At 73.3% G+C, this 24,740-nt stretch carries 22 protein-coding genes; 6 read left to right on the forward strand and 16 right to left on the reverse strand.

What is annotated here, in order from left to right:
• Positions 1–84: 84 nt before the first annotated feature.
• Positions 85–969: a formyltetrahydrofolate deformylase gene (gene purU, locus AB0924_RS11280; protein WP_358930872.1), complete on the reverse strand. Its 885-nt coding sequence runs from the start codon at positions 967–969 to the stop codon at positions 85–87.
• A gap of 115 nt (positions 970–1,084) precedes the next feature.
• Complete coding sequence (locus tag AB0924_RS11285) at positions 1,085–1,585, reverse strand: hypothetical protein (protein WP_199210956.1); 501 nt, start codon at positions 1,583–1,585, stop codon at positions 1,085–1,087.
• Between the two features lie 117 nt (positions 1,586–1,702).
• On the opposite strand from AB0924_RS11285, the gene AB0924_RS11290 reads away from it, so the two are divergent.
• Positions 1,703–3,031 (forward strand): ABC transporter substrate-binding protein, encoded by a 1,329-nt coding sequence (locus AB0924_RS11290; RefSeq protein WP_366911204.1) that lies wholly within the window; start codon positions 1,703–1,705, stop codon positions 3,029–3,031.
• 30 nt (positions 3,032–3,061) lie between these two features.
• Here the strand turns inward: AB0924_RS11290 and AB0924_RS11295 are convergent, their stop codons facing one another.
• Complete coding sequence (locus AB0924_RS11295) at positions 3,062–4,666, reverse strand: hypothetical protein (protein ID WP_366911205.1); 1,605 nt, start codon at positions 4,664–4,666, stop codon at positions 3,062–3,064.
• A gap of 201 nt (positions 4,667–4,867) precedes the next feature.
• Positions 4,868–6,253 carry a transcriptional regulator gene (locus tag AB0924_RS11300; protein ID WP_366911206.1) on the reverse strand — a complete coding sequence of 462 codons (1,386 nt, stop codon included), beginning with the start codon at positions 6,251–6,253 and terminating at the stop codon, positions 4,868–4,870.
• Positions 6,254–6,529: 276 nt separating this feature from the next.
• Between AB0924_RS11300 and AB0924_RS11305 the strand changes: the two genes are divergently transcribed.
• The 3 genes from AB0924_RS11305 (at position 6,530) to AB0924_RS11315 (ending at position 9,619) form a co-directional block, all read left to right on the forward strand.
• The gene (locus AB0924_RS11305) at positions 6,530–7,192 is read left to right on the forward strand and encodes a bifunctional DNA primase/polymerase (protein ID WP_358930864.1); all 663 of its coding nucleotides are present in this window, start codon (positions 6,530–6,532) and stop codon (positions 7,190–7,192) included.
• 64 nt (positions 7,193–7,256) lie between these two features.
• Positions 7,257–8,033 (forward strand): ABC transporter ATP-binding protein, encoded by a 777-nt coding sequence (locus tag AB0924_RS11310; protein ID WP_366911207.1) that lies wholly within the window; start codon positions 7,257–7,259, stop codon positions 8,031–8,033.
• Positions 8,030–9,619 (forward strand): transporter, encoded by a 1,590-nt coding sequence (locus AB0924_RS11315; protein WP_358930860.1) that lies wholly within the window; start codon positions 8,030–8,032, stop codon positions 9,617–9,619. Before AB0924_RS11310 ends, AB0924_RS11315 begins: the two co-directional genes overlap by 4 nt.
• Positions 9,620–9,628: 9 nt before the next feature.
• Here the strand turns inward: AB0924_RS11315 and AB0924_RS11320 are convergent, their stop codons facing one another.
• Positions 9,629–10,489 (reverse strand): alpha/beta hydrolase, encoded by an 861-nt coding sequence (locus AB0924_RS11320; protein ID WP_366911208.1) that lies wholly within the window; start codon positions 10,487–10,489, stop codon positions 9,629–9,631.
• A gap of 303 nt (positions 10,490–10,792) precedes the next feature.
• A complete protein-coding gene (locus AB0924_RS11325) occupies positions 10,793–11,485 on the reverse strand; it encodes a metal-dependent transcriptional regulator (RefSeq protein ID WP_020940714.1) in 693 nt (230 codons plus the stop codon).
• A gap of 237 nt (positions 11,486–11,722) precedes the next feature.
• Here AB0924_RS11325 and AB0924_RS11330 point away from each other — a divergent pair, with 237 nt between their 5' ends.
• The gene (locus AB0924_RS11330; RefSeq protein WP_358930855.1) at positions 11,723–12,478 is read left to right on the forward strand and encodes an SIS domain-containing protein; all 756 of its coding nucleotides are present in this window, start codon (positions 11,723–11,725) and stop codon (positions 12,476–12,478) included.
• Positions 12,479–12,518: 40 nt separating this feature from the next.
• On the opposite strand, the gene AB0924_RS11335 is transcribed toward AB0924_RS11330, so the two are convergent.
• From AB0924_RS11335 to pdxH, 3 genes are all read right to left on the reverse strand, one after another.
• Positions 12,519–13,964 carry a PAS domain-containing protein gene (locus tag AB0924_RS11335; RefSeq protein WP_358930853.1) on the reverse strand — a complete coding sequence of 482 codons (1,446 nt, stop codon included), beginning with the start codon at positions 13,962–13,964 and terminating at the stop codon, positions 12,519–12,521.
• 113 nt (positions 13,965–14,077) lie between these two features.
• The gene (locus tag AB0924_RS11340; protein WP_358930851.1) at positions 14,078–14,533 is read right to left on the reverse strand and encodes a GNAT family N-acetyltransferase; all 456 of its coding nucleotides are present in this window, start codon (positions 14,531–14,533) and stop codon (positions 14,078–14,080) included.
• A 346-nt stretch (positions 14,534–14,879) separates the two neighbouring features.
• Positions 14,880–15,566, reverse strand: a complete 687-nt coding sequence (pdxH, locus tag AB0924_RS11345) for a pyridoxamine 5'-phosphate oxidase (protein ID WP_358930849.1) — start codon at positions 15,564–15,566, stop codon at positions 14,880–14,882.
• Positions 15,567–15,731: 165 nt separating this feature from the next.
• Here pdxH and AB0924_RS11350 point away from each other — a divergent pair, with 165 nt between their 5' ends.
• Complete coding sequence (locus tag AB0924_RS11350) at positions 15,732–16,832, forward strand: citrate synthase 2 (RefSeq protein WP_358930847.1); 1,101 nt, start codon at positions 15,732–15,734, stop codon at positions 16,830–16,832.
• A 67-nt stretch (positions 16,833–16,899) separates the two neighbouring features.
• Here AB0924_RS11350 and AB0924_RS11355 read toward each other — a convergent pair whose 3' ends face one another.
• From AB0924_RS11355 to AB0924_RS11385, 7 genes are all read right to left on the reverse strand, one after another.
• The gene (locus AB0924_RS11355; RefSeq protein ID WP_358930845.1) at positions 16,900–17,931 is read right to left on the reverse strand and encodes a 2-oxoglutarate and iron-dependent oxygenase domain-containing protein; all 1,032 of its coding nucleotides are present in this window, start codon (positions 17,929–17,931) and stop codon (positions 16,900–16,902) included.
• A 252-nt stretch (positions 17,932–18,183) separates the two neighbouring features.
• Complete coding sequence (locus AB0924_RS11360) at positions 18,184–18,765, reverse strand: hypothetical protein (protein WP_366911209.1); 582 nt, start codon at positions 18,763–18,765, stop codon at positions 18,184–18,186.
• A gap of 33 nt (positions 18,766–18,798) precedes the next feature.
• A complete protein-coding gene (locus tag AB0924_RS11365; RefSeq protein WP_358930841.1) occupies positions 18,799–19,404 on the reverse strand; it encodes a TetR/AcrR family transcriptional regulator in 606 nt (201 codons plus the stop codon).
• The gene (locus AB0924_RS11370; RefSeq protein ID WP_366911210.1) at positions 19,392–20,129 is read right to left on the reverse strand and encodes an enoyl-CoA hydratase family protein; all 738 of its coding nucleotides are present in this window, start codon (positions 20,127–20,129) and stop codon (positions 19,392–19,394) included. The genes AB0924_RS11365 and AB0924_RS11370 overlap by 13 nt, the downstream gene beginning before the upstream one ends.
• Positions 20,126–21,694: a 4-coumarate--CoA ligase family protein gene (locus tag AB0924_RS11375; protein ID WP_366911211.1), complete on the reverse strand. Its 1,569-nt coding sequence runs from the start codon at positions 21,692–21,694 to the stop codon at positions 20,126–20,128. Before AB0924_RS11375 ends, AB0924_RS11370 begins: the two co-directional genes overlap by 4 nt.
• Positions 21,695–21,722: 28 nt before the next feature.
• A complete protein-coding gene (locus AB0924_RS11380; RefSeq protein ID WP_366911212.1) occupies positions 21,723–22,883 on the reverse strand; it encodes an acyl-CoA dehydrogenase family protein in 1,161 nt (386 codons plus the stop codon).
• Complete coding sequence (locus AB0924_RS11385) at positions 22,880–24,736, reverse strand: biotin carboxylase N-terminal domain-containing protein (RefSeq protein WP_366911213.1); 1,857 nt, start codon at positions 24,734–24,736, stop codon at positions 22,880–22,882. Before AB0924_RS11385 ends, AB0924_RS11380 begins: the two co-directional genes overlap by 4 nt.
• Between the last annotated feature and the right edge of the window lie 4 nt (positions 24,737–24,740).

Here is a 24,740-nt window from a genome sequence, read left to right on the forward strand (position 1 = left end):
GGGGACTGTCGCGAAGGCCCCGCGGTTCCTCCGGGGAGCGGGCCGGGCGGCCGGCGGCCGGGGCGGGGGCTGTCCCGGCAGGCCCTACGCGAACACCACCGTCCGGCGTCCGTTGAGCAGGATCCGGCGCTCCGCGTGCCACTTCACCGCGCGCGCCAGCGCCTGGCACTCCACGTCGCGGCCGACGGCGACCAGGCCCTCCGGGGTGACGTCGTGGCCCACCCGCTCGACCTCCTGCTCGATGATCGGGCCCTCGTCGAGGTCGGCGGTGACGTAGTGGGCGGTGGCGCCGATCACCTTGACGCCCCGCGCGTGCGCCTGGTGGTACGGCTTCGCGCCCTTGAAGCTCGGCAGGAACGAGTGGTGGATGTTGATGATCCGGCCGCTGAGCTGCTTGCACAGGTCGTCGGAGAGGACCTGCATGTAGCGCGCGAGGACGACCAGTTCGACGCGCTCCTCGCGCACGAGCTCCAGCAGCCGCGCCTCGCCCTCGGCCTTGGTCTCCTTCGTCACCGGGATGTGGTGGAAGGGGATGTTGTAGGAGCCCACCAGCTCCTCGAAGTCCGTGTGGTTGGAGACCACGGCCGCGATCTCCACCGGCAGCGCCCCGATGCGCGCCCGGAACAGCAGGTCGTTCAGACAGTGCCCGAACCTGCTGACCATCAGCACGATGCGCATCTTCTCGTCGGCCCGGTTGATCTGCCAGTCCATGTGGAAGGAGTCACCGATCGCCGCGAAGCTCGCCCGCAGCTTCTCCACGGTCACCGGAGCCTCGGCCGAGAAGTGGACGCGCATGAAGAACAGGCCCGTGTCGTGGTCGCCGAACTGCTGGCTGTCCTCGATGTTGCAGCCGGTCATGAACAGGTAGCTCGACACGGCGTGCACGATGCCCTGCTTGTCCGGGCAGGAGAGGGTGAGGACGTACTGGTCGGCCGGGTCGGCGGCGGCGCGGGCGGGCTGCTCGTTCATGCACCACAGGTTCCCACACCGGCCGTCCGCCGTGAGCGGTCGTCCCGCAGGGCGGGACGGGGCGGGAGCGGCCCGCGGCACCGGAAGCGGCCTCCCGCGAAGGCCCCGCTGCCGCCTACGCGGTCCTCGTCATGATCCGCAGGACCTCCAGGCTGCGCGGGGTCGTGTCCGGATCGTCGCCGTCACTGGCCGCGAGGCGCAGGTGCGCGTCCCGCGCCGCCCGCACCGCCTCCGGCCACGCGTGGTGGTCGAGGTAGGCGGAGACCGGCGCGTCCGGGCCGACCTGGTGCATGATCCGCAGCACCCGCAGCACGGCCGTGTCGACCAGCGCCGCCTCCTGGGAGTCGCGGAATATCGTGCCGACGTACTTCTCCGCCGACCAGTTGTCCAGCCAGGTGTCCTCCACCAGCCGGTACACGGCGTCGGTGACGTCGCCGTATCCGTCCACGCCGGCCAGCCAGACGTCCTGCTGGAACACCGGGTCGGAGAGCATGTGCAGCGCGGAGCGCACATTGCTGCGCCAGCGCCACCACGGCATGTCGTTCAGTGGCATGCCGCCCATGGTGGAGGAGCGACGGCCGCGACGGGAAGAGTTCTCCGAACCTTGCACGGTCATCGATCGTACGTTCCCCATCACACCAGTCACACCGGCCCCCCGAATTCACCTGGGCGTCACGTTTCATTGACCGAGGGTCACTCTCGGGTTAGTGGTGTGAGGGAATCGTGCGTGTGCATGACCGGCAGGCGACGCTTCCGCAGCACCTTCCCCCTCTCCTTCTCCCGGCCCGTCAGAGCGACCCTGCTCTCCGCGGGCGCACTGGCCGCGGTCGCGTCGCTCACCGCCGGATGCGGGGTCATCCCCGGAGCCACGGGGGGCTCCGGGGACGACCCGATCAAGGTGATGACGTGGGCGCCGCAGAACACGGACGCCACCAACAAGCCGGGCATGCCCGCGATGGCCCGCGCCTACGGCAAGTGGATCAACAGCCACGGTGGCATCAACGGCCACAAGCTCGAGATCCTGACCTGCAACGACCACAACGACAGCGTGGGCGCGGCGAAGTGCGCCCGGCGCGCGGCCGCCGAGGACGTGGTCGCCGTCGTCGGCTCCTACAGCCAGTACGTCGACTCCTACCTCGCCCCGCTGGAGAGCGCGGGCATCCCCTACATCGGCGGCTACGGCATCAGCAGCGACGAGTTCACCGGCCAGATGTCGTATCCGGTCAACGGGGGCCAGCCCGCCCTGCTGGCCGGGCTCGGCAGGGCGCTGGCCGCGGCCTGCGGCCCGGTCTCCCTGGTGCGCCCGGACAGCATCGCCGGCGACCAGCTGCCCACCCTGCTGGACTCGGGCCTGAAGGAGGGCGGGCACGCGGCGACCGGCGACCAGCTCGCCGCCGAGAACGCCACCGAGTACGACTCCCAGGCCGAGCAGGCGCTGCGGTCGGCGACCCGGGACGTGGCGAAGACGGGCTGTGTGGTGCCCGCGCTCGGGGACCGCACCGGCACCTTCATGGACTCCTTCCGGCGGGCCCGCGACGCCTTCCCGGAGGTGCGCACGGCGACCGTGATGGGCAGCGTCGACCAGAGCGTGATCAACGCGACGGGCGGTGCGTCGAGCCCGTACGAGGGGGCGTACATCACCGGCTGGTACCCGGTGACGTCCGACCCCCGGTGGGATCCGATGAAGAAGGTCATCAACGAGGAGGCCTTCGGCGACAACCGCATCGACCCCGCGGACGCCGGGGTGCAGACCACCTGGATCGCCTACACCGTGCTGAAGGCGGTGCTGGAGAGGATCGGCGGCCGCGAGGTGAGCGCCGACAGCGTGCGGCACACCCTCAACAAGGGCCTGAAGGTGTACACCGGCGGGCTCACCCCGACCCTGCACTGGCCCTACGAGGGCAAGCTCGCCGGTCTCGGCCTGCCCCGGCTGGTCAACGCCGACGTGACCCTCCAGGTGGTCCGGGACGGCAAGCTGGTCGAGGCGAAGAGGACCGCGGGCTCGGGATTCGACGGAATCACCGACATGACGAGCACGCTCCAGGAAGCGGACCTCGTCTGACCCGGCCCGCGGCCCGGCGCCCCGCCCGCCTCAGAGCTGGGTCGGCTGGCGCTGGGTCAGGCCGTACTTCTGCGCGATGGTGTTCCACAGCGCCGCCGCCCTGACCTTCTGCGCGCTCGCGGTGCCGCTCTCCCGGTTGCCGGCCTGGGTCTGGCCGGTGATCCGGGCGTGGCCCTTGTGGCAGCCCCTCCTGCCGCCGACCTGGTCGGCCCAGGCCGCGTAGTTGTTGTCGGCGGCGGCCGAGGCCTGCCAGGCCTTGGTGAGGGCGGCGGTCAGCTCGGCGTTGGCGGGCAGCTTGTCGACCGAGAGCTTGCCCAGCCGGGTGACCAGGCCGTTGCGCTGCTTGGCCGCGTTGCGCAGGTCGGTGGCGGCCTGCCCGAGGTTGTCGCACTGCTTGACGTTCGCCACCGCCTGGATCACCGAGGCCCGGCTGCTGCCGCTGTCGGCGAGCAATTTGTCCAGGGCGATGGCCTGCTGCTCGGCCGGGTCGGCGGACTCGGCCGCCGAGGGCGAGTCCTGGGTGGCCGGGGCGGAGGCGGCGACGGTCTTGTTGTCGGTGCCCTCGTCCCCTCCCCCGCCGCTGAGCAGCGCGCCGGCGCCCACGCCGAGCACCACGATGCCGACGCCGACGGCGATCAAAGGCATCCGTGAGCCGCCCCGCCGCCCGTGGTCGTCGTCCAGGGGCGGCTCGTACGAGGGCTGCGCCGGGCCGGGGTAGGGGTTCGGCTGCTGGACGCGCGGCATCTGCTGCGTGGTCCCGGCCGGCCCGGAGCCGCCCGGTTCGCTGCGGAAGAGGTTGTCGAACTCGGCGGGCGGCTGCCGCTCACCGCCGTGCGCCTGGGCGGCGTAGGGCGGGATGTACTGCGTCGCGTCCGCGTCGGAGTGGGCGGCCGCCGCGGGGTGCTGCTGGGCCCGCCCGAGGTACCGGGTCTCCTCCCCGGCCGACTCGGGCGGCAGCGCGCCCGGCGTCACCGGCGGGATGTACTGCGTCGCGCCCTCGTCGGCGGGAGAGCCCTGGACGGGCGGTATGTACTGGGTGGCGCCCTCGTCCGCGGGCGCCGCGTGGACCAGCGGTATGTACTGGGTCGCGCCGTCGGCGGCCGGGGGCAGCGGGGCGCCCTGCGCCGGGTACGCGGGCGGCAGGGGCGCCGAGGGGGCGGGCTGCGCGGGCTGCGCCGGGTACTGCTGGTAGGCGTCGGGCGTGCCGTAGCCGGGCTGCGGGGCCGCGCCGTACGCCTGCGGGCTCTCGCCGTAGGCGGCCTGGTTGCCGCCGTACGGGGGCTGCGCGCCGTCCGGGCCGTAACCCGGGGCCTGGCCGTACCCCTGGCCGTTGTACGACGGGGCGGGCGCGCCCTCGGGGGGCAGCGGGCCGGGGCCGCCGGCGGCGGGCTGCCGCTGTTCCGGGGTGCCCCACTGCTGGGCGGCCGCGGGCGGCCAGCCCTGGTCCTGCTGGTGCTGCGGCTGCTGTCGGTCGGGGCCCCAGGCTCCGCCCCAGGCCTGGCCGCCCGCGGGCGCCGCCGGGGCAGGGGTGCCCGTCATGCCCGGCAGCAGGGGCTCGCCTCCGTCGGAGGGCAGCACGATGCCTTCGTGCGCGGGCTGCGCCGAGGGCTCCTCGCCCTGTCCACTCTGCGTCACCGGGACTCCTACGAATGGGGGACCTTCGGAATCGTCGGCTCACGCTACCGGGTCCCCGGAGCCGGGTGCCACGCAGCTCAGGGCGCGATCTTCTTCCCTGTGACAGCGGTAACAAAACCGCCCCGCGGCACGCTGTACATGGCACCCATCGTGCGTGCCGGTGCCGTTCGCCGTGCGTTCACGTGACCGCGGGGCTGCCGTTCAGGCGGCGGGCTGCAGGTCGAGGCGGGCGCCGAACTCCCTGACCACCGCTTCGTCCCTGAAGGGTTCCAGCCGCTGCTGCAGGTCCTCCAGGTACTCGGCGCCCCGGTTGGAGCGGAGCGTCTCCAGCAGTTCCACCGCCTTCATTCCGGTGCCGCAGGCCTGCTCGATCTCGCGCTGCTGCACCTGGGCCGTGGCGAGCAGCACATAGCCGATGGCCCGGCGCCGGGCCCGGGTCTCGGGGTGGCCGGCCAGCGACTCCTCGGCGTACCGGGCCGCCGCCTCGGCCTGGCCGAGGTCCCGGTGGCAGTGCGCCAGCTCGTCGGCCAGATAGGCCTCGTCGAAGTGCGCGATCCACGCCGGGTCGTCTCCGGAGGCCGCGTCCGCCCGCTCCATCGAACCGACCGCCCGGCCCTCCGCCGCCTGCGCCGCCCGCACGTCACCGAGCAGTGCGTGCCCGCGCGCCTCGGCGGCGTGGAACATCGCCTCCGCGCGCGGGGTCACCCGCCCGCGCGCCCCCTCCTGTGCGGCGCGCGCGAGCTGGGAGATCTCGCGCGGGTTGCCGAGCTGCGCGGCGAGGTGGCTCATGGAGGCGGCGAGCACGTATCCGCCGTAGCCGCGGTCGCCGGCCGCCTGGGCCAGCCGCAGGGACTGGATGTAGTAGCGCTGGGCCAGGCCGGGCTGCCCGGTGTCGACCGCCATGTAGCCGGCCAGCTCGGTGAGCCGGGCCACGGTCGCGAAGAGCTCCCGCCCGACCGCCTCCCGGTACGACCCGGCGAGCAGTCCGGAGACGACGCTGTTGAGGTAGTGCACGACCACCGGGCGCACATGCCCGCTGCCGTACTGGTGGTCGAGGTCCGTGAGCGCCTGGGTCATGGACCGTACGGCCGCCACGTCGGACAGGCCCACGCGCGGGCCGGCCTGCCGGGACACCTGGGCGTCGGGCGCCGAGATCAGCCAGTCGCGGCTGGGCTCGACCAGCGCGGACGCGGCGACGGAGGAGCCGGACAGGAAGTCCCGCCGGCCCACGTCGCTGCGCCACAGCTCGCAGACCTGCTCGATGGCCCCCAGTACCGTCGGCGAGAACTGGAGACCGACCCCCGAGGCGAGGTTCTTGCCGTTGGCCATGCCGATCTCGTCGATCGTGACCGTACGGCCGAGCTTGCGCCCGAGCGCCTCGGCGATGATCGCCGGGGCCCGGCCCCGTGGCTGCTGGCCGCGCAGCCAACGGGCCACGGACGTCTTGTCGTAGCGCAGGTCGAGACCGTGCTCGGCACCGCACATGTTGACCCGCCGGGCCAGCCCGGCGTTGGAACACCCCGCTTCCTGGATGAGTGCCTGCAGCCGTTCGTTCGGCTGCCTCGCCACGAGAGGCCTTGCGGCCATGCGCTACCCCCTGCGAACCCCTGGAGCGTGAAGATCCGGCCGGAGGGTTCCGGCCGGGAGGATCACTGCCCAGCTGACATACCGTCAATGCGTGACATGTGCGGTTTGCCGGGGTAAAGGCAGATGCCACCCCCCTCCCTGGCTACCCAGCCCCCGCCCCGGTTCCTCCCGCGCGCCCCCGCCCGTGCACCCATGCGCCCCAAATGCGAAAAGGATGCTCCTCCCCGGCGCGCGTTCCGGCCGTAACCCGAGGTGAGCGCGGGAGTTGAGTGGAGCGTGGAAGAGACGATCGCGGGCACCAAAGCCGCCCAGATTCCGCAGCAGCGCGGGCAGTCGCTGCTGGAAACCGCCGTACGCTACGCCGAGGAGCGGCACTGGGACGTGTTCCCGGGCACCTGGCTGGAACCCGTCGACGGGGCACAGCGCTGCTCGTGCGGCGATGCCTCCTGCCCCGCGCCGGGTGCGCACCCCGTGCGCCCCGACTGGGCGGCTCAGGCGACCGGCAGCGCCACCGTGGCCCGGCGGATGTGGCAGCAGCAGCCGGCGGCGTCGATCCTGCTGCCCACGGGGCTCACCTTCGACGCGCTGTCCGTCCCGGAGAGCGCCGGGTTCCTGGCGCTGGCCCGGATGGAGCGGATGGAGCTGACCCTCGGGCCGGTGACGCTGACCCCGGACCGGCGGATGCAGTTCTTCGTGCTGCCGGGGGCGACCGCCAAGGTCCCCGGCCTGGTGCGGAAGCTGGGCTGGTCGCCGGCGTCGCTGGATCTGGTGGCGCTGGGCGAGGGGAACTACGTCGCCGCTCCACCGACCCGGTTCGGCTCCCGGGGTGCCGTGCAGTGGGCCTGCCGGCCGACCCCCGCGAACCGGTGGCTGCCGGACGCCGAGGAGCTGATCCCGCCACTGGCCTACGCGTGCGGCCGGGACCGCCGGGACCGCTGACGCCCCGCGCGGCGGGCACGGTCCCGTCGTACCCGGGGGACCGGGAGCGCCGTAGCCTTCCTGCATGACCGAAGCTGCGGTGTGTGTGCGGGGGCTCTGGAAACGATTCGGGCAGCAGGTTGCCGTCGGGGGCATCGATCTCGACCTGCCCGCCGGGAAGTTCATCGGGCTGGTCGGGCCGAACGGCGCGGGGAAGACCACGACCCTGTCCATGGCCACCGGGCTGCTGCGCCCCGATCAGGGGTCCGTCGAGGTCGTCGGGCACGACGTGTGGCGCGACCCGGTGGCCGTCAAGGCGCGGATCGGCGTACTGCCCGAGGGGCTGCGGCTGTTCGAGCGGCTGTCGGGGCGCGAGCTGCTCGGGTACTCGGGGCGGCTGCGGGGGCTGTCCGGCGCCGAGGCCGACAAGCGGGCCGCGCAACTGCTGGACGTGCTCGATCTCGCCGGGGCGCAGCACAAGCTCGTCGTCGACTACTCGACCGGCATGCGCAAGAAGATCGGTCTCGCGGCCGCCCTCCTCCACAATCCCGAGGTCGTCTTCCTGGACGAGCCGTTCGAGGGCGTCGACCCGGTGTCCGCGCAGACGATCCGGGGCGTGCTGGAGCGGTACACGGCCTCCGGCGCCACCGTCGTGTTCTCCTCCCACGTCATGGAGCTGGTCGAGTCGCTGTGCGACTGGGTGGCCGTCATGGCGGCGGGCCGCATCCGCGCCACCGGCCCCCTGGCCGAGGTACGCGGGGAACACCCCACGCTGCAGGCCGCCTTCCTGGAGCTGGTGGGGGCGCGCGGGCGGGACTCCGGGTCCCATCTGGACTGGCTGGGCGGTGGGGCGGCCCGATGACGAGCACCACCTCCGTCGTCGTACGGCTGAAGCTGTCGCTGCTGCGCAACGGGCTGCGCCGGTCGGCGGGCCGGCGGGCCGCGTTCGTCGCCTCGGCCGTCGTCGCGCTGCTGTTCGCCCTGCTGCAACTGCTGGGCCTGCTCGCGCTGCGCGGGCACGCGCACGCCGAGGCCGTCGCCGTGCCGGGCACCGCCGTGCTGGCGCTGGGCTGGGCCGTGATGCCGCTGTTCTTCCCCGGCGGGGACGAGACCCTGGACCCCACCAGGCTGGTGATGCTGCCGCTGCGGCCGGGTCCCCTGGTGCGGGCCCTGCTGGCCGCCTCGCTGGTCGGGATCGGGCCGCTGTTCACGCTGCTGGTCCTGACCGGATGCGCGCTGTCGGTGGCGCACGGGGCCGCGGGGTACGCCGTCGCGGTGATCGCCGTCGGCCTCGCGCTACTGGTCTGCGTGGCGCTCGCCCGGGCCGTCGCCGCCGCCAACGTACGGCTGCTGACCAGCCGGAAGGGCCGTGATCTGGCCGTACTCAGCGGGCTGGTGATCGCCGTCGGCGCGCAGCTCGTCAACTTCGGCGCGCAGCGCCTGGGTTCGGCCGGGCTGGGGCCGCTGCGGCCGGTCGCGGAGGTGCTGTCCTGGGTGCCGCCGGCCTCCGCGGTGGGCGCGGTGCGCTCGGCGAGCGAGGGGTCGTACGGCGTCGCGGGCGCTCAACTGCTGCTGTCGCTGGCCGCGTTGGCGCTGCTGGTCGCCGTGTGGGCGCGGAGCCTGAACCGGCTGATGACCGCGCCGGACGGGTCCACCCTGCAGGACCCGGGCGCCGGGGACGGGGACCGCGCCTCCTCGGGCGGGCTCGGCCGGCTGCTGCCCGGCGGGCGCACGGGCCCGGTCATGGAGCGCACCCTGCGCTACGTCTGGCGCGACCCGAAGACCAAGTCGGCGTGGGTGACCTCGCTGGCCATCGGGCTGATCGTTCCCGTCTTCAACGCCGTCCAGGGCACCGGTTCGATCTACTTCGCGTGCTTCGCCGCCGGGATGCTCGGCATCCAGATGTACAACCAGTTCGGCCAGGACACCTCCGCGTTCTGGATGGTGGCCATGACGATCTCCTCGCCGCGCGACGCCTACGCCGAACTGCGCGGGCGGGCACTGGCGCTGCTGGTGATCACCCTGCCGTACGCCGCGCTCGTCACCGTGCTGACCACCGCGCTGCTGGGCGCCTGGGACCGGCTGCCCGAGGTGCTGGGCCTGTCCCTGGCCCTGCTCGGGGCCATGCTGGCGACCGGCGCCTGGACCTCGGCCGGCTTCCCGTACTCCATCCCGCAGGAGGGCCACAAGAACGTGGCGCCCGGACAGGCCGGACTCGCCTGGATCTCCGTCTTCGGCGGCATGGTCGCCTCCGCCCTGCTCTGCTCCCCCGTCATCGCCGTGACGATCTGGCTGAACGTCAGCGCCGGCGGGGATGAGTGGAGCTGGGTGCTGCTGCCGCTGGGGGCGGCGTACGGGGCGGGGATCGCCCTCGGGGGCCTGAGGCTGGCCGCGCCGCGCACGGCGGCCCGTCTGCCGGAGATCCTGGCGGCGGTGAGCAAGGGGTGAGGTGAGGGGTCAGCCCGCCGCGAGACGCTTCAGGAAGGGTTCGACGGCCGCTCGCCAGGCCACCGGCTGGTCGTAGTGGACGAGGTGGCCGGCATCGGCGACCTCCGCGTACTCGCCGAGCGGCAGCACCCGCACCATCTCCTGTGCCTCGGCCCGGCCCAGTTCCCCGTCAAGACCGCGCACGACGAGCGTGGGGCAGCGCACCTGGGCCAGTTCCTCCCAGTGGGCGTCGTACACCCAGCTCTCCCGGGTGCGGAGCATCTGGTCGGGTTCGAAGACGGGGCGCCAGCCGTCGGCGGACTCGTGCATCACCTCGGCGTAGAACTCGCCGCGCGAGGGGTTGGGCCGCTCCACCCAGGGATCGTCCTCCCCGAACCACTTGCGGACGTCGGCGAGGGTGGCGAAGGGGGTGGGCCAGGAGCGGAACCATTCGGCCCACTCCCGCTGCGAGGCCGCGCCGAGCGCGGAGGCCCGCATGTCGCAGACGACCAGGCCGCGCACCAGGTCCGGGCGCCTGGCGGCGAGCTGCCAGGCGGTCAGGGCGCCCATGGCGTGGCCGATGAGGACGGCGGGGCCGAGACCGAGCTGTTCGAGGGCCGCCTCGGCGTCGTCGACGTAGGCCTCCCGGCCGTAGGCGGCCTGCGGCTGCTTGTCGCTGCGGCCGTGACCGCGCTGGTCGAGGGCGACCGCGCGGTGGCGCTCGGCGAGCCAGCGGGCGATGGACGCCCAGTGCGAGGCGCGGCCCATCAGGCCGTGCAGTAACAGCACGCCCGGGGCGCCCGGCTCCGCCTCCGGTTTCGGAGGGTCGGCATACTCCCAGGCGGCCAGGCGCACCCCGCCCGTTCCCATCACGTCGATACGCCGTGCCATCGGCCTGGTACCCCCCAGCTCCGCCTGCCTCGTACCGGTGTACTGCCGTTCTCGCCGTCCGTCGTTCCTGCCGCCGCAGACTATCGAATGCCTTTTCGAAAATACTGCCTCTGCCAGCAACACCCCTCATTCGAGTGACATCCCCCGAGGAATGATCGCCGCCGCCGAGGGGATCTTTCTGGCGGGAGGCGGACCACTCGGGGAAAAGCGGTCCGAGGGGAATGACCCTGAGAGCTCGGGGCTCCGGGTCAGCAACAGGGGAGGACAGGCCCCGGCGTCGGAAGGCGCCGGGGCCCTCCCGTGTCAGCGCTTGGCGACGAACACGTGCGAGGCGACGTCCGCCTCCAGCTCGGCCGCCTCACCGCCGCTGCCGACGAGCACACCGCCCGCCGACTCCGTCACGCTCACCACCGAACCGGGCTGCACGCCCGCACGGCGCAGCGTGTACATGAGCTGCGCGTCCGTCTGGATCGGCTCGCCGATACGCCGGACCACGACCGTCTTGCCGTCCGTCCCCGCGTCCAGATCGGCCAGCGACACCATGCCCTCGTCCAGGAACGGGTCGGCACCGTCCTTCTCGCCCAACTCCTCCAGGCCCGGGATCGGGTTGCCGTACGGCGACTCGGTGGGGTGCCGCAGTAGTTCGAGCACCCGGCGCTCCACCGCCTCGCTCATCACGTGCTCCCAGCGGCACGCCTCCGCGTGCACCTGCTCCCACTCCAGGCCGATCACGTCGACCAGGAGACACTCCGCGAGCCGGTGCTTGCGCATCACGCGCGTGGCCAGCCGGCGCCCCTCGTCCGTGAGCTCCAGATGCCGGTCGCTGGCCACGGACACCAGGCCGTCGCGCTCCATGCGGGCCACGGTCTGGCTCACCGTCGGCCCGCTCTGGTCCAGCCGCTCCGCGATGCGGGCGCGCATGGGGACGACGCCTTCCTCTTCGAGCTCGAGGATGGTGCGGAGATACATCTCCGTGGTGTCGATCAGTCCGGACATACGTGCCCCTCGATTACCTCTGCCGGAACCTTGCCCGGCGCGTGCGCTGGCCCTGACTTCAATTCTGCCGGATACCACCGACAAGCGTGCCGCACCAACCGAAGGAACCGCCCCCGCCCGGGGCCGGCGCAGGCACCCGTCGGACACCAGTGCCCCCACAACCCCCCGCCGTATTGACACCGCACTGGTCCAGACCGCACGGTGATCCGCGACACAGACGCTGCGAAGGGGCACCGCATGAGCGACGGCACACCCGCCGACCTGTTCTTCGACGCCGCCATCGGCCTGCTGCAACGAGTCCGCGAGGAGGAGTCCGGGGCGATCGCCGCCGCGGCCACCCTGCTCGCCGACACCGTGGCGTCCGGCGGCCGCCTGTTCGCGTTCGGCGCCGGCCACTCCTCGCTGGCCGCCCAGGACGTCGTCTACCGGGCCGGCGGACTCGCGCTCATGAACCTGCTCACCGTCCCCGGAGCCGTCGGCGTCGACGTCACCCCGGCCACCCTCGGCTCCGCCCTGGAACGCGTCGACGGACTCGCGAGCGCCGTCCTGGACACGTCCCCCCTCCGCGCCGGCGACGCCCTCGTGATCATCTCCCTCTCCGGCCGCAACGCCCTGCCCGTGGAGATGGCCACGGGCGCCCGCGCCCGCGGCGTGAAGGTCATCGGCGTCACCTCGGTCGCGTACGCCTCGGAGACGACCTCCCGGCACACCTCCGGCACCTTCCTGAAGGACCACTGCGACATCGTCCTGGACTCGAAGATCACGGTCGGCGACGCGGAACTCACCCTCGACACCATCCCGGCGCCCTTCGCCCCGGCCTCGACCGTGGTCACCACCGCCCTGATGCAGGCCGTCGTCGCCACCGCCGCGGCCACCCTCGCCGACCGCGGCATCGAACCCCCGCTGCTGCGCTCCGGCAACGTCGACGGCGGCCACGACTGGAACGCCCGCGTCATGACGGAGTACGGCGACCGCATCTTCTACCGGCACTGACACCGGCGCACCGGCTCACGGCCTGCCCGGCGGACCGGCACTACTCCCCCGCCCGCGGTGTCCGCACCGCGTCCGCGAGGTCCAGCGCGGCCCCCACCCGCGCCGCCACGTCCTCCGCGTAGGCCGCGTCCGGCCGCTCGAAGCGGCTCCGGGCGGCCCCGCGCAGGAAGGTGACCACGCCCAGCGTCCGGCCCCGGCTGCGCAGCACCGCGCACAGCGCGTGCACCGCGTCCTCGGGCCACTGCCGGGCCAGCGCCCAGTCCCGCGCCCGCTCGGCCGGCACCGACCCCGCGTCCGCGCGTACGGTGCCGGCCCGCTCGACGCACTGGAGCGCCGGATGCCCCTCCTCGTAGCGCAGCGGCAACCCGGCCGCGCCCGTGACCAGGCTCGGACCGGGCGCCCCGGCGGGCGAGGCGGCAATCCGCACCAGCCGTACCGGGGCCGAGTCGTCGCAGTCCGCGCGCGGAGGGCCCGCCAGACGGTCGAGCAGCGCGTGGTCGGCGAAACCGGCGAGCGCGAAGTCGAGATGGACGGTGGCCGCCTCCGCCGGGTCCTCGCACTCCGCGGCGGCCCGCGCGGCCCGGTGGAGCTGGTTGGTGCGGAAGCGCAGCAGGGACGCCTCCTGCTCGCCCTGCCGGGCCTCGGTGACGTCCAGGAAGAGCCAGCCCACGCCGAGCGGCACCGGTTCCTCCGCGAGCGGCGAGGCCAGCCGCACGAACCCGCTGCGCCAGCAGCGCCGGCGCTCGCCCTCGGGCCCGCGGACCGTCACCCACATCTCGGCGGGCGCGGGCGGCGCGCCCTCGGCCAGCACATGGGTGAGGGCGCTCTCCAGCTCCTCCACCCCCTGCGCGAGCAGCTCGCCCAGCGGCCGCCCGAGCGCCGACGTCCGCCCTATGCCCAGGGCCCGCGCCGCGTGCCCGTTGACGACGGCCGGCCGCAGATCGACGTCCACGAGGACCACCCCCCAGGAGGCGTCCTCGAACAGCGCCTCGCTCAGCGCGATCGACCGCTCCAGGTCTATCTGCGCGTGCACCTCGCTGAAGGCGCAGTACACCCCCGCCGGCTTCCCGTCCGGCCCGCGCACGGCGGCGGACTGGGTCCGCACGAGCACCCGTCCGCCGTCCTTGGTGACCAGCGCGAACTCGTGCACCTGCCGGCCGGGCGCGTGCATGGCCGACATCAGGCGTTCCTGGACCTCCTCGGCGTCCGCGCTGCGCACCGCCCAGCCGGCGAACCCGTGCCGCCCGACCGCCTCGGCCACCGTCCAGCCCAGGATGCGTTCCGCCTCGCGGTTCCAGTGCGTCACCACCCCGTCGGCGTCGAAGGCGCACAGGGCCGCGTCCATGCCGTCCAGCAGCGCGGCGAGCAGGTCGGAGCCGCCGGACTCGTCAGGGCAGTCGGTACCGTCCGGCCCGTGCGGGCCGCCCCGCTCGGGCTCGTCGGGCCCCAGCTCGTCGGTGGTCCCACTCCGCCGGGAAGCACTCACCTGGACCCCCTGGACGCTGCGTCCGCGCACGCACGGCGCTCGGTTCGCTCACTGGCCTTCATTCAACTCGAACGTGACGCAGCCCACATCCTGTTCCCGCAAGATTGCCGCAATCATTGTCCGCCCGACGCCATGAGCCGCAGGTCGACCCACTCGTCGTCCTCTCCGTCGAGCACGTACCGGTCGACCTCCACGAACCCGCGCCGCCCGGCGAACCGCAGCCCGTCCTCGTTCACCGCCAGCACACACGTCTCGACGGCCTCGGCGCCCAGCCCGCGCGCGTGCGCCAGCCCGTCCTCGTAGATCGCCGCGCCGAAACCGCGCCGCCGGAACCCCGGCAGCACGCGCGCGATGACGGTCGACACCGCCTCGTCCCCGGTCGGCGGCCGGACGGTGGAGCACCCGACCAGTTCCTCACCGAGATAGGCGTTCACCAGCCGGTACCGCCCCGCCCGCGTCCGCGCGCCCGCGAGCGACATGGCGGCGGGCGGCACCACCACGTTGTGCACGTACCGCCACTGTTCGAGCATGCCGTCGCCGTCCACGGCCCGAATCCGGAGATCACCCATGCCCGGCAAGCTAGGGGCATTCCCTCCGGCCCGTCCAGCGCGTTCGGCCCGCCGGCCGAGGCCCGCGGAAAATCCCTTGAGCATCCCCGGATCGCTTCTTAGGGTGGCTATTACTTCGGAAAGGAGGTGGTTCGGCAGATGTATGGATACCGGACGGAAGAGGTGGCTGCGGGCTAGCGGCCCGTCACCACATTCAGTGCGGTGCCGGACCAGTGTGTGCGAGAAACACGCAGCCGGCCCGAAACCAACGCAGTCACCCGACCCGCGGGCTGCCGGTACGTCCGGCCGGCTCCTCTTTGAGGACCTCAGCTCGCGGGTCGTCTGCGTTCCCGCCCCCGCTCGGGGCTCAGGGGCTCAGGCGTTCCAGGGCCCAGGAGCCGTCGGGGCGGCAGGTGTAGCGCAGGCGGTCGTGGAGGCGGTTCTCGCGGCCCTGCCAGAACTCGACCGTCTCCGGGGCGATGCGGAAGCCGCCCCAGTGCGGCGGGACCGGGATGTCCTCGTCCTCCGGGTGGCGCGCGTCCAGCTCGGCGTAGGCCGCTTCCAGTTCGGCGCGGGACGCGATCACGGAGGACTGGGCGCTGGCCCAGGCGCCCAGCCGGGAGCCGCGCGGGCGGGTCCGGAAGTAGGCGTCGGTCTCCTCCTGGCCGGTGCGGCGGGCGACGCCGGTGACGATGACCTGGCGGGCGATCGGGTGCCAGGGGAAGAGCAGCGACACGTAGGGGCTGGCGGCGAGTTCGCGGGCCTTGCGGGAGTCGTAGTTCGTGTAGAAGACGAAGCCGTCGGTGTCGAACTGCTTCATCAGGACCGTGCGGGAGCTGGGGCGGCCCGCCGCGTCCGCGGTGGAGACGACCATCGCGTTGGGTTCGTAGAGCGTGCCGTGCAGGGCCGCCCGTGCGGCGTCCTCGAACCAGCCGGTGAACTGGTCCATCGGGTGCGCCGGGAGGTCCTTCTCGTCGAGGCCCGCGGCCCGGTACTGCTTGCGCATGGCGGCGGGGTCCAGCAGCGGGTCGAGGGTGGGTTCGCGGTCGGTCACGCGGTCATCCTGCCGTATCGAACGCGCGTGGCACTCAGTGTCGCGTGGGCTCCCCAACTGTGGCACTCGGGGTTATGGTGCAGGTTCCGCCGCGGTTTGGGTGACCACTGGCCGATCGGGGCATCACCGGGGTGACCGCCGCCGACATTCACGAGGAGCCGCCTGATGTCCGATTTCGTACCCGGACTCGAAGGGGTCGTCGCGTTCGAGACGGAGATCGCCGAACCCGACAAGGAAGGCGGTGCCCTGCGCTACCGGGGCGTCGACATCGAGGACCTGGTCGGGCACGTGTCCTTCGGGAACGTGTGGGGTCTGCTGGTCGACGGCGCCTTCAATCCCGGCCTGCCGCCGGCCGAGCCGTTCCCGATCCCGGTGCACTCCGGTGACATCCGGGTGGACGTGCAGTCGGCGCTCGCCATGCTGGCCCCGGTCTGGGGCCTGAAACCGCTGCTGGACATCGACGTGGCGCAGGCCCGTGCGGACCTTGCGCGGGCCGCCGTGATGGCACTGTCGTACGTCGCGCAGTCCGCGCGCGGGCAGGGGCTGCCGATGGTGCCGCAGCGGGAGATCGACAAGGCGGGTTCGGTGGTCGAGCGGTTCATGATCCGCTGGCGGGGCGAGCCGGACCCGAAGCACGTGGCCGCCGTGGACGCCTACTGGACCTCGGCCGCCGAGCACGGCATGAACGCGTCCACCTTCACCGCCCGGGTCATCGCCTCCACGGGTGCGGACGTCGCGGCCGCGCTGTCCGGTGCGGTCGGTGCGATGTCCGGGCCGCTGCACGGCGGTGCGCCCTCGCGGGTGCTCGGGATGATCGAGGAGATCGAGCGCACCGGGGACGCGGAGACGTACGTAAAGCAGGCCCTGGACCGCGGTGAGCGGCTGATGGGCTTCGGGCACCGGGTGTACCGGGCGGAGGACCCGCGCGCGCGGGTGCTGCGGCGTACCGCGCGGGAGCTGGGGGCGCCGAGGTTCGAGATCGCCGAGGCGCTGGAGAAGGCCGCGCTGGAGGAGCTGCACAACCGGCGGCCGGACCGGGTGCTGGCGACCAACGTGGAGTTCTGGGCGGCGATCATGCTGGACTTCGCCGAGGTACCGGCGCACATGTTCACGTCCATGTTCACGTGTGCGCGGACGGCCGGGTGGTCGGCGCACATCCTGGAGCAGAAGCGGACGGGGCGGCTGGTGCGGCCGTCGGCGAAGTACGTGGGTCCGGGGTCGCGCAGCCCGCGGGACATCGAGGGGTACGCGGACATCGCCCACTGACGGAGCCGCTGAGGGGCGCGGGCGGTCGCACGCCGGTGCGGTCGCCCGCGGTCCTCAGCGGCTCGGGTCACGCCGGGGTGAGCAGGTCCCCGTGGTGCCGCTCCGCCGCCAGCGGGTGGGCCCTGAGCTTGCCCTTGAGTTCGTTGTAGCCGTACTCGGCGTACAGCGGGTTGGCCGGGTCGGTGGTGACGCCGGGGGCCGTGGCGGCGTGCGGGAAGGGCAGCGGCTCGACCCTGGCGTCGAGGCGGGGGTTGTAGAAGAACGGGACGGAGAAGCGTTCCGTCGCTCCGGGCGGGCTCACCACGCGGTGGTTGGTGGCGAGCAGGTAGCCGTTGGTCGCGACCTCGAGGAGTTCGCCCAGGTTGACGACGAAGGCGCCCTCGATCGGCGGTACGTCGTGGAAGCGGCCGTCAGCGCGCTGGACCTGGAGGCCGCCGACGGTGTCCTGGAGGAGCAGGGTGAGGAAGCCGTAGTCCTTGTGGGCGCCGACGCCCTGGTCGGTGCCGTCGCCGGCGCTGCCGGGGTAGCGGACCAGCTTGAGGTGCGGGTGGGCGTGCTCGCCGAAGACGGGGTCGTAGAAGCCGGCGGGGGCGCCGATGGCGGTCAGCAGTTCGCGCAGCAGGCGCTGGGCGACGGCGCTCAGCCGGTCGATCCAGGCGAGGGCGGCGGTGCGCAGTTCGGGGAGGGCGGCCGGCCACTGGTTGGGGCCCTGCAGCCACCAGTACGGCGGTTCGCCGGGGCCGGGGACGTGGGCGGGGCGTTCGGCGCCTATGTCGAGCTGGTCGCGCCAGTCGCGGGCGCCGGCGGTGCGTTCGTCGCCGGTGCGGGTGTAGCCGCGGAAGTGCGGGGAGCCCACGTTGTCGAGGGCGAGCCGGTCGGCCTCGGGGAGGTCGAAGAAGGCGCGCATGGCGGTGAGCAGCGCGTCGGTCTCGGCCGGGGTCACGCCGTGTCCGACGAGCTGGAAGAAGCCGACGTCGTGGGCGGCGCTGTGCAGCTGGGCGTGGAGCAGGGCGCGGGCCTGGGGGCCGCGGCCGGCGGCCGAGAGGTCGATGATGGGGAGCTGGGCGTACGACGGGTTCGTCGCGGTGTGCGTCGTCATGGGGTGCGTCCGCTGGGTGTACGGGGCACGGGCGGCCGCCGGGGGTGTGGCGGCCCCCGGGTGCCGGAAAGAGGGAGGAAGCGCAGAGGGGGCTGGGTCAGGCGGAGAAGCGCCGACAGCCCATGCTCGTGACGCGCACGTAGTCCACGTGGCGGCGTCGGACGAGCATCGGAAGCATGGGGGAAAGCGTACTGCGGTTCGCGGGATGCGCCTGTGGCCGCGCTCACTTCGCCGGGGCCGCGGCGGGTGAGGTCAGAGCTTGCCCTGGACGTGGACCGTGCGGTGGCCGCCCAGTCGCCCGGCCAGCCGGGCGCGGAAGTCGTCGGTGAACGGGGGCCAGTTCCAGAATTCGAGGCCGAGGTGGCCGAGGGCGTAGTAGTCGTCGCCCCAGGTCCAGTCGGCGATGGGCACGGTGGCGGCGCAGGCGGGGCAGCGGACGTCGGCGGCGCCCGTCGTGGCCCAGAGGTCGATGGCCCGGCCGAAGGGTTCCCATGCCTCGTCGATGTGGTCCCACTCGTCGGTGTAGAGGCGGACGGTGCCGGCGCAGCGGGGGCAGCGGGCCCATCCGGCGTCTCCCTGGCCGCCGGTGAAGACGGTGCGCCCGGTGTGCACGGCCAGGCCGTCGTACGGCTCGTCGTCCGCGTCGGCCGGCGCGACCGCCCGGTGCCAGTGGGGGCCGGGCGGGTGCCCGAGCGGCTGTCCGAGGACGCAGTCGGTGCGCTCGGCCCGCACGATGCCCTCGGCGACCAGCCAGTCGGTCAGCAGCCGGGCCAGTCGCGGCGCGTCCTGCGGGGTCGCGTCGAGGTCGACGAGGATCTGGAAGTGGTCACCCATGGCGGAACCGTAGCCTCGGCCACTGACAGCGGCTCAGTCCAGGGCCGTGTCCACGAGTGCCGCCCACTGGGCGACCACACGCTCGCGGCGGGCGGTGTCGTCGGTGAGGAGGTTGGCGAGGCCGAGGCCGCGGGCCATGTCGAGCAGGCCCTGGACGGTTTCCCGGACGCCGGGGCGGGACTCGTCGGCGTCGAGGAGTTCGACGGCGATGCGGTGGGACTCGCGGCCGACGCGGGCCTCCAGTTCGGTGACGCGCGCGCGGAGCTGTTCCTCGTCGCTGGCGGCGACCCACAGATGCAGGGCGGCGCGGAAGAGGGGGCCGGTGTAGAGGCCGACGACGGCGGAGACGACGGCGCGCCGGTCGGCGGGGCCGTCCGGGAAGAGTTCGCGCAGGGCGGTGGAGCGTTGCTCGGCGACGTACTCGACGGCGGCCGTGAACAGGTCCTCGCGGGTCGGGAAGTGGTGCTGGGCGGCGCCCCGGGAGACGCCGGCGCGTTCGGCGACGACGGCGACCGTGGAGCCCGCCCAGCCGTGTTCGGCGAGGCAGGCCACGGCGGCTTCCAGGAGCCGCTGCCGGGTGGCTCGGCTGCGGTCCTGTTTGGGTACGCGGTCGCGTTCCGCCGTACTCACACCACCCATGCCGCATCCCGTCTTTCCAGGAAGGCCGTCATCCCCTCCCCGGCCTCGGGCGAGGAGAACAGCCGGGCCGAGAGCGCGGTCAGGGCTGCCGCGTCCCGGTCGAAGGTCTCCAGCACCCTAGCCGTGAGCAGCCGTTTCGTCTCGGCCAGGGCCTGGGGCGAGGAGCGGCGCAGGCCGTCCAGGACGGGGGCGAGGGCTTCGTCGACGTCGTCGGCGGTCACGGTGAGCAGGCCGAGGCGTACGGCTTCGGCCGGGTCGAAGCGTTCGCCGGTGAGGTAGTAGCGGGCCAGGGCGCGCGGGTCGGCGCGCGGCATCACGGGCAGGGAGATCACCGCCGGGGCGACGCCGATGCGGACCTCGGTGAAGGCGAAGGTGGCGGTGGTGGCGGCGGCGGTGATGTCGCAGGCGGCGAGCAGGCCGAGGCCGCCGGCCCGGACGTGCCCGGTGACCCGGGCGACGACGGGTACGGGCAGCTCCACGATCTGCCGCAGCAGGGCCACCAGGGCCTCTGGGTGCGGCGGGTCGCGCAGGTCGGCCCCGGCGCAGAAGGTGCCGCCGGTGTGGGTGAGGACCACGGCGCGTACGCCGGGGTCCTTGGCGCAGTCGGCGAGCGCGCCGGAGAGGGCGTCCACGAGGGCGGCGGAGAGCGCGTTGCGGGTGCCGGTGGCGTCGAGGCTGAGGGTTTCGACGGCACGCGCGCGTGTGCGTGAGACGAGGGTGCTCAAGGCAGCTCCCGGAGCTGTCGGCGGAGGATCTTGCCGGAGGCGGCGCGGGGCACGGTGTCGATGAAGGTGACGCGGCGGACGCGCTTGTAGGGGGCGACGCGTTCGGCGACGTGCAGCATGACCTCGTTCTCGCCGAGGTCTTCGGCGGCGCGCTGGCGGACGACGAAGGCGTGCGGGATCTCGTTGCCGTCGTCGTCGTGTGCGCCGATGACGGCGGCGTCCGCGATGCCGGGGTGGGTGAGCAGCAGGGCCTCCAATTCGGCCGGGGCCACCTGGAAGCCCTTGTACTTGATGAGTTCCTTCACCCGGTCGACGACGAAGAGCCAGCCGTCGTCGTCGACGTGCCCGACGTCCCCGGTGTGCAGCCAGCCGTCGGGGTCGATCATGGCGGCGGTGGCGTCCGGGCGGCCGAGGTAGCCCTTCATGACCTGCGGGCCGCGGATCAGGATCTCGCCGGGTTCGCCGGTGCCGAGGTCCTTGCCGGGGTCGTCGAGGGAGACGATGCGCATCTCGGTGCCGGCGATGAGCCGGCCGACGGTGCCGGCGGGCGCGTGGTGCAGGGCGTCGAGCGGGACGACGTGGGTGCCGGGCGACAGTTCGGTCATGCCGTAGGCCTGGCCGATCGGGGGCAGGCCGAGGCGTTCGGCGCAGGCGGCGGCGAGTCGCGCGTCGAGGGGGGCGGCGGCGCTGATGACGTGCTTGAGGGAGGAGAGGTCGTAGCGGGCGACCGCCGGGTGCTTGGCGAGGGCTAGGACGATCGGCGGGGCGACGTAGAGGCCGGTGATGCGGTGGGTCTCGATGGCGGCGAGGAAGGTGTCGAGGTCGAAGCGGGGCAGGACGACGACGGTGGCGCCCTTGCGCAGGGGGGCGTTCATCAGGGCGGTGAGGCCGTATATGTGGAAGAACGGCAGCACGGCGAGGATGCGGTCGCCGGGTCCGGCCGGGACGGGGGCTTCGAGCTGGGCGAGGTTGGTGGCGATCTGCCGGTGGGTGAGCATCACGCCCTTGGGGACGCCGGTGGTGCCGGAGGAGTACGGCAGGGCGGCGACGTCCTCGGCCGGGTCGAAGCCGATCTCCGGCTCGGGGGCGGTGGTGGCGAGCATGTCGATGAGCGAGCGGTGCCCGGGTGCGCTGTCGCAGACGAATATCTCCCGTACGCCGCCCGCGAGTTCGGCTGCGCGGCGGGCGGTCCCCAGCAGCGGGGAGATGGTGACGATCCAGCGGGCGGCGCAGTCGGCGAGCTGTTTGGCGAACTCCTCGGCGGTGGCGAGCGGGTGCACCGTGGTGACGGATGCGCCCGCGCGCGTGGCCGCGTAGAAGGCGGTCGGGAAGGCGATCGTGTTGGGGCTGTGCAGGGCGAGGACGTCGCCCTTGCGGACGCCGGCGTCGGCGAGGGCGGCGGCGAGCCGCCGGTGGAACCGGTCCACCTGCTCGTACGTGAGGGTGGTGCCGTCCGTGCCGTCGATGAGGGCCGGGTGGTCGCCGAAGCCGGCGGCGGGTCCCAGAACGACGTCGTGGATGGGGAGTTCTACGGGCGGGACGTCTGCGTACTCGCTGCGGAACACGGTTCCTCCAAGCGGCCGCCGCTGCGGCCTAGTACGACTTGGGCAGGCCCAGGGTCTGGTGGGAGACGTAGTTGAGAATCATCTCCCGGCTCACCGGTGCGATACGAGACACGCGCGAGGCCGTTATCAGTGAGGCGAGGCCGAACTCGCGCGTGAGGCCGTTGCCGCCGAGGGTGTGCACGGACTGGTCGACGGCCTTCACGCAGGCCTCGGCGGCCGCGTACTTGGCCATGTTGGCGGCCTCGCCCGCGCCGATGTCGTCGCCGGCGTCGTAGAGGTGGGCCGCCTTCTGCATCATGAGCCGGGCCAGCTCCAGGTCGATGTGCGCCTGGGCGAGGGGGTGCGCGATGGCCTGGTGGGCGCCGATGGGGGCCTTCCAGACGGTGCGCTCGCGGGCGTACTCGACCGCCCTGGCGAGCGCGTACCGGCCCATGCCGATGCCGAACGCGGCCGTCATGATCCGCTCGGGGTTGAGCCCGGCGAAGAGCTGGAGCAGACCGGCGTCCTCGTCGCCCACGAGGGCGTCGGCGGGCAGCCGTACGTCGTCCAGGACGAGTTCGAACTGCTTCTCCGCGGCGTTGAGTTCCATGTCGATGGGGTGCCGCTGGAAGCCCTCGGCGTCCCGCGGGACGATGAACAGGCAGGGCTTGAGGCGTCCGGTGCGGGCGTCCTCGGTGCGGCCGACGATCAGCACGGCGTCGGCCATGTCGACACCGGAGATGAAGACCTTGCGGCCGGTGAGGAGCCAGTCGGCGCCGTCCTTGCGGGCCGTGGTGGTGATGCGGTGGGAGTTGGAGCCGGCGTCGGGCTCGGTGATGCCGAAGGCCATGAGGCGGGTGCCGTCGGCGAGGCCGGGGAGCCAGGCCCGCTTCTGCTCCTCGGTGCCGAAGCGGGCGATCACCGTTCCGCAGATGGCCGGGGAGACGACGAGCATGAGGAGCGGGGAGCCGGCCGCGCCCAGCTCCTCCAGCACGATGGAGAGTTCGGTGATGCCGCCGCCTCCGCCCCCGTACTCCTCGGGGAGGTTGACGCCGAGGTAGCCGAGTTTGCCGGCCTCCGCCCAGAGTTCGGTGGGGTGGCGGCCCTCGGCGACGGTCCGGGCGATGTAGTCACGGCCGTAGCGCTTGCCGAGGGCGGCCACCGCGGCGCGCAGGGCCTTGTGCTCTTCGGACTCGATCAGAGTGCTCATGGTGCCTCCTGGAGTTCGTGTACGACCGCCAGCAGCGTTCCTGGCTCCACCTGCCGGCCCGTCGTGGCGTGCAGGGCGGTGAGCGTGCCCGTGACGGGCGCCGAGATCTGGTGCTGCATCTTCATCGCCTCCAGCCAGATCAGCGGCTGGCCGGCCCGCACCGTCGCGCCCTCGGTCAGCCCGTCGGCGACGCGGACGACCGTGCCCGGCATCGGCGCGAGCAGGGAGCCCGGGGCGATCTGGGCCGCCGGGTCGGGGAAGCGGGGCAGGACGGTGAGCGCGGCGGAGTTCACGTACACCCGGTCCGTGCCGTACCGCGCCACCTCGAACCGGCGCTGGACGCCGTCCACGTCGAGCACGACCAGACGTGCGTCGGCGTGCACCACCCGGACCCCGTCGGCGGCGAGGCCCTGCCGGGTGTGCCGGTAGTGGACCTCGTGCTCCTCACCGGCCATCTCGTACCGCTTGACCTGCGGCTGGGAGGACACGTTGCGCCAGCCGCCGAACCGGGAGCGGCCGTGGGCGTCGGCGAGGGCGGCGGCGAGCGGGGCGTACGGGTCGGGGGCCGGGGCGGTGAGGGCGGCGAGGTGGCGGTCGTAGAAGCCGGTGTCCATGCGGCCGGCGGTGAACTCTGGGTGGCGCAGGGAGTTCAGCAGCAGGTCCCGGTTGGTGACCGGGCCGTGCAGCGCGGCGCGCTCCAGGGCGCCGGCGAGCCTGCGGACCGCCTCCGCGCGCGTGGGGGCGTGGGCGACGACCTTGGCGAGCATCGGGTCGTAGTGGACGCCGATGGTGTCGCCGTCGGTGTAGCCGGTGTCGAGGCGGACCCCGGCGGGTACGGCGAGGCGGTGCAGGGTGCCCGTCTGGGGGGCCCAGTCGTGGGCCGGGTCCTCCGCGTACAGGCGTACCTCGACGGCGTGCCCGCGCGCGCGTGGCGGCTCGCTCGCCAGCGGGTGGCCTTCCGCGACGCGGATCTGCTCCGCCACCAAGTCGACGCCGAACACCGCCTCGGTGACGGGGTGTTCCACCTGGAGGCGGGTGTTCATCTCCAGGAAGTGCGCGCGGCCGTCGGCGACCAGGAACTCCACGGTGCCGGCGCCGACGTAGGACACCGCGCGCGCGGCGCGTACGGCGAGCGTGTGCAGCTCCTCCTGGAGTCCCGCGGTCAGTCCGGGCGCCGGGGCCTCCTCGATCACCTTCTGGTGGCGGCGCTGGAGGGAGCAGTCGCGGGTGCCGAGCGTCCACACCGTGCCGTGGGTGTCGGCGAGGATCTGCACCTCGACGTGGCGGCCCCGTTCCAGGTAGGGCTCGGCGAAGACCTCGCCGTCGCCGAAGGCGCTCGCGGCCTCGGCGCGCGCGCCCTCCAGCGCGTCCGGCAGGTCCTCGAGGCGGCGCACGACGCGCATGCCGCGCCCGCCGCCGCCCGCGGCGGCCTTCACCAGCACCGGCAGGTCGGCCTCGGTGACCTCGCCCAGGGGCGCGACGCCCATCAGTTCCTTGGCGCGCGTCTTGGACGCCATCGCCTCGATCGCCTCCGGGGGCGGGCCGATCCAGACGAGGCCGGCGTCGAGGACGGCCCGGGCGAACGCGGGGTTCTCGGAGAGGAAGCCGTAGCCGGGGTGGACGGCGTCGGCGCCGGCGGCCAGGGCGGCCTTCACGATCAGGTCGCCGCGCAGATAGGTCTCGGCGGGTGTCGCGCCCGGCAGCCGTACGGCGGTGTCGGCCACGCGCGCGTGGAGCGCGCCGGCATCCGCGTCCGAGTGCACCGCGACGGTGCGGATGCCCAGTTCCTCGCAGGTGCGGAAGATCCGGCAGGCGATCTCGCCCCGGTTGGCGACCAGCAGAGTCGAAATCATGAGC

This window comes from Streptomyces sp. NPDC047869 (genome assembly GCF_040704065.1).
Classification (GTDB): Bacteria; Actinomycetota; Actinomycetes; order Streptomycetales; family Streptomycetaceae; genus Streptomyces.

Bases quoted from the DNA above. Each gene is read 5' to 3' on its own strand.
- AB0924_RS11340 (WP_358930851.1), bottom strand. From the start codon at position 14,533: ATGGGTGATCTCCGGATTCGGGCCGTGGACGGCGACGGCATGCTCGAA.
- AB0924_RS11350 (WP_358930847.1), top strand. From the start codon at position 15,732: ATGTCCGATTTCGTACCCGGACTCGAAGGGGTCGTCGCGTTCGAGACG.
- AB0924_RS11365 (WP_358930841.1), bottom strand. From the start codon at position 19,404: ATGGGTGGTGTGAGTACGGCGGAACGCGACCGCGTACCCAAACAGGAC.
- AB0924_RS11320 (WP_366911208.1), bottom strand. From the start codon at position 10,489: ATGGCACGGCGTATCGACGTGATGGGAACGGGCGGGGTGCGCCTGGCC.
- purU (WP_358930872.1), bottom strand. From the start codon at position 969: ATGAACGAGCAGCCCGCCCGCGCCGCCGCCGACCCGGCCGACCAGTAC.
- AB0924_RS11385 (WP_366911213.1), bottom strand. From the start codon at position 24,736: ATGATTTCGACTCTGCTGGTCGCCAACCGGGGCGAGATCGCCTGCCGG.
- AB0924_RS11290 (WP_366911204.1), top strand. From the start codon at position 1,703: ATGACCGGCAGGCGACGCTTCCGCAGCACCTTCCCCCTCTCCTTCTCC.
- AB0924_RS11315 (WP_358930860.1), top strand. From the start codon at position 8,030: ATGACGAGCACCACCTCCGTCGTCGTACGGCTGAAGCTGTCGCTGCTG.
- AB0924_RS11355 (WP_358930845.1), bottom strand. From the start codon at position 17,931: ATGACGACGCACACCGCGACGAACCCGTCGTACGCCCAGCTCCCCATC.
- AB0924_RS11310 (WP_366911207.1), top strand. From the start codon at position 7,257: ATGACCGAAGCTGCGGTGTGTGTGCGGGGGCTCTGGAAACGATTCGGG.
- AB0924_RS11285 (WP_199210956.1), bottom strand. From the start codon at position 1,585: ATGACCGTGCAAGGTTCGGAGAACTCTTCCCGTCGCGGCCGTCGCTCC.
- AB0924_RS11360 (WP_366911209.1), bottom strand. From the start codon at position 18,765: ATGGGTGACCACTTCCAGATCCTCGTCGACCTCGACGCGACCCCGCAG.
- AB0924_RS11330 (WP_358930855.1), top strand. From the start codon at position 11,723: ATGAGCGACGGCACACCCGCCGACCTGTTCTTCGACGCCGCCATCGGC.
- AB0924_RS11300 (WP_366911206.1), bottom strand. From the start codon at position 6,253: ATGGCCGCAAGGCCTCTCGTGGCGAGGCAGCCGAACGAACGGCTGCAG.
- AB0924_RS11325 (WP_020940714.1), bottom strand. From the start codon at position 11,485: ATGTCCGGACTGATCGACACCACGGAGATGTATCTCCGCACCATCCTC.
- AB0924_RS11380 (WP_366911212.1), bottom strand. From the start codon at position 22,883: ATGAGCACTCTGATCGAGTCCGAAGAGCACAAGGCCCTGCGCGCCGCG.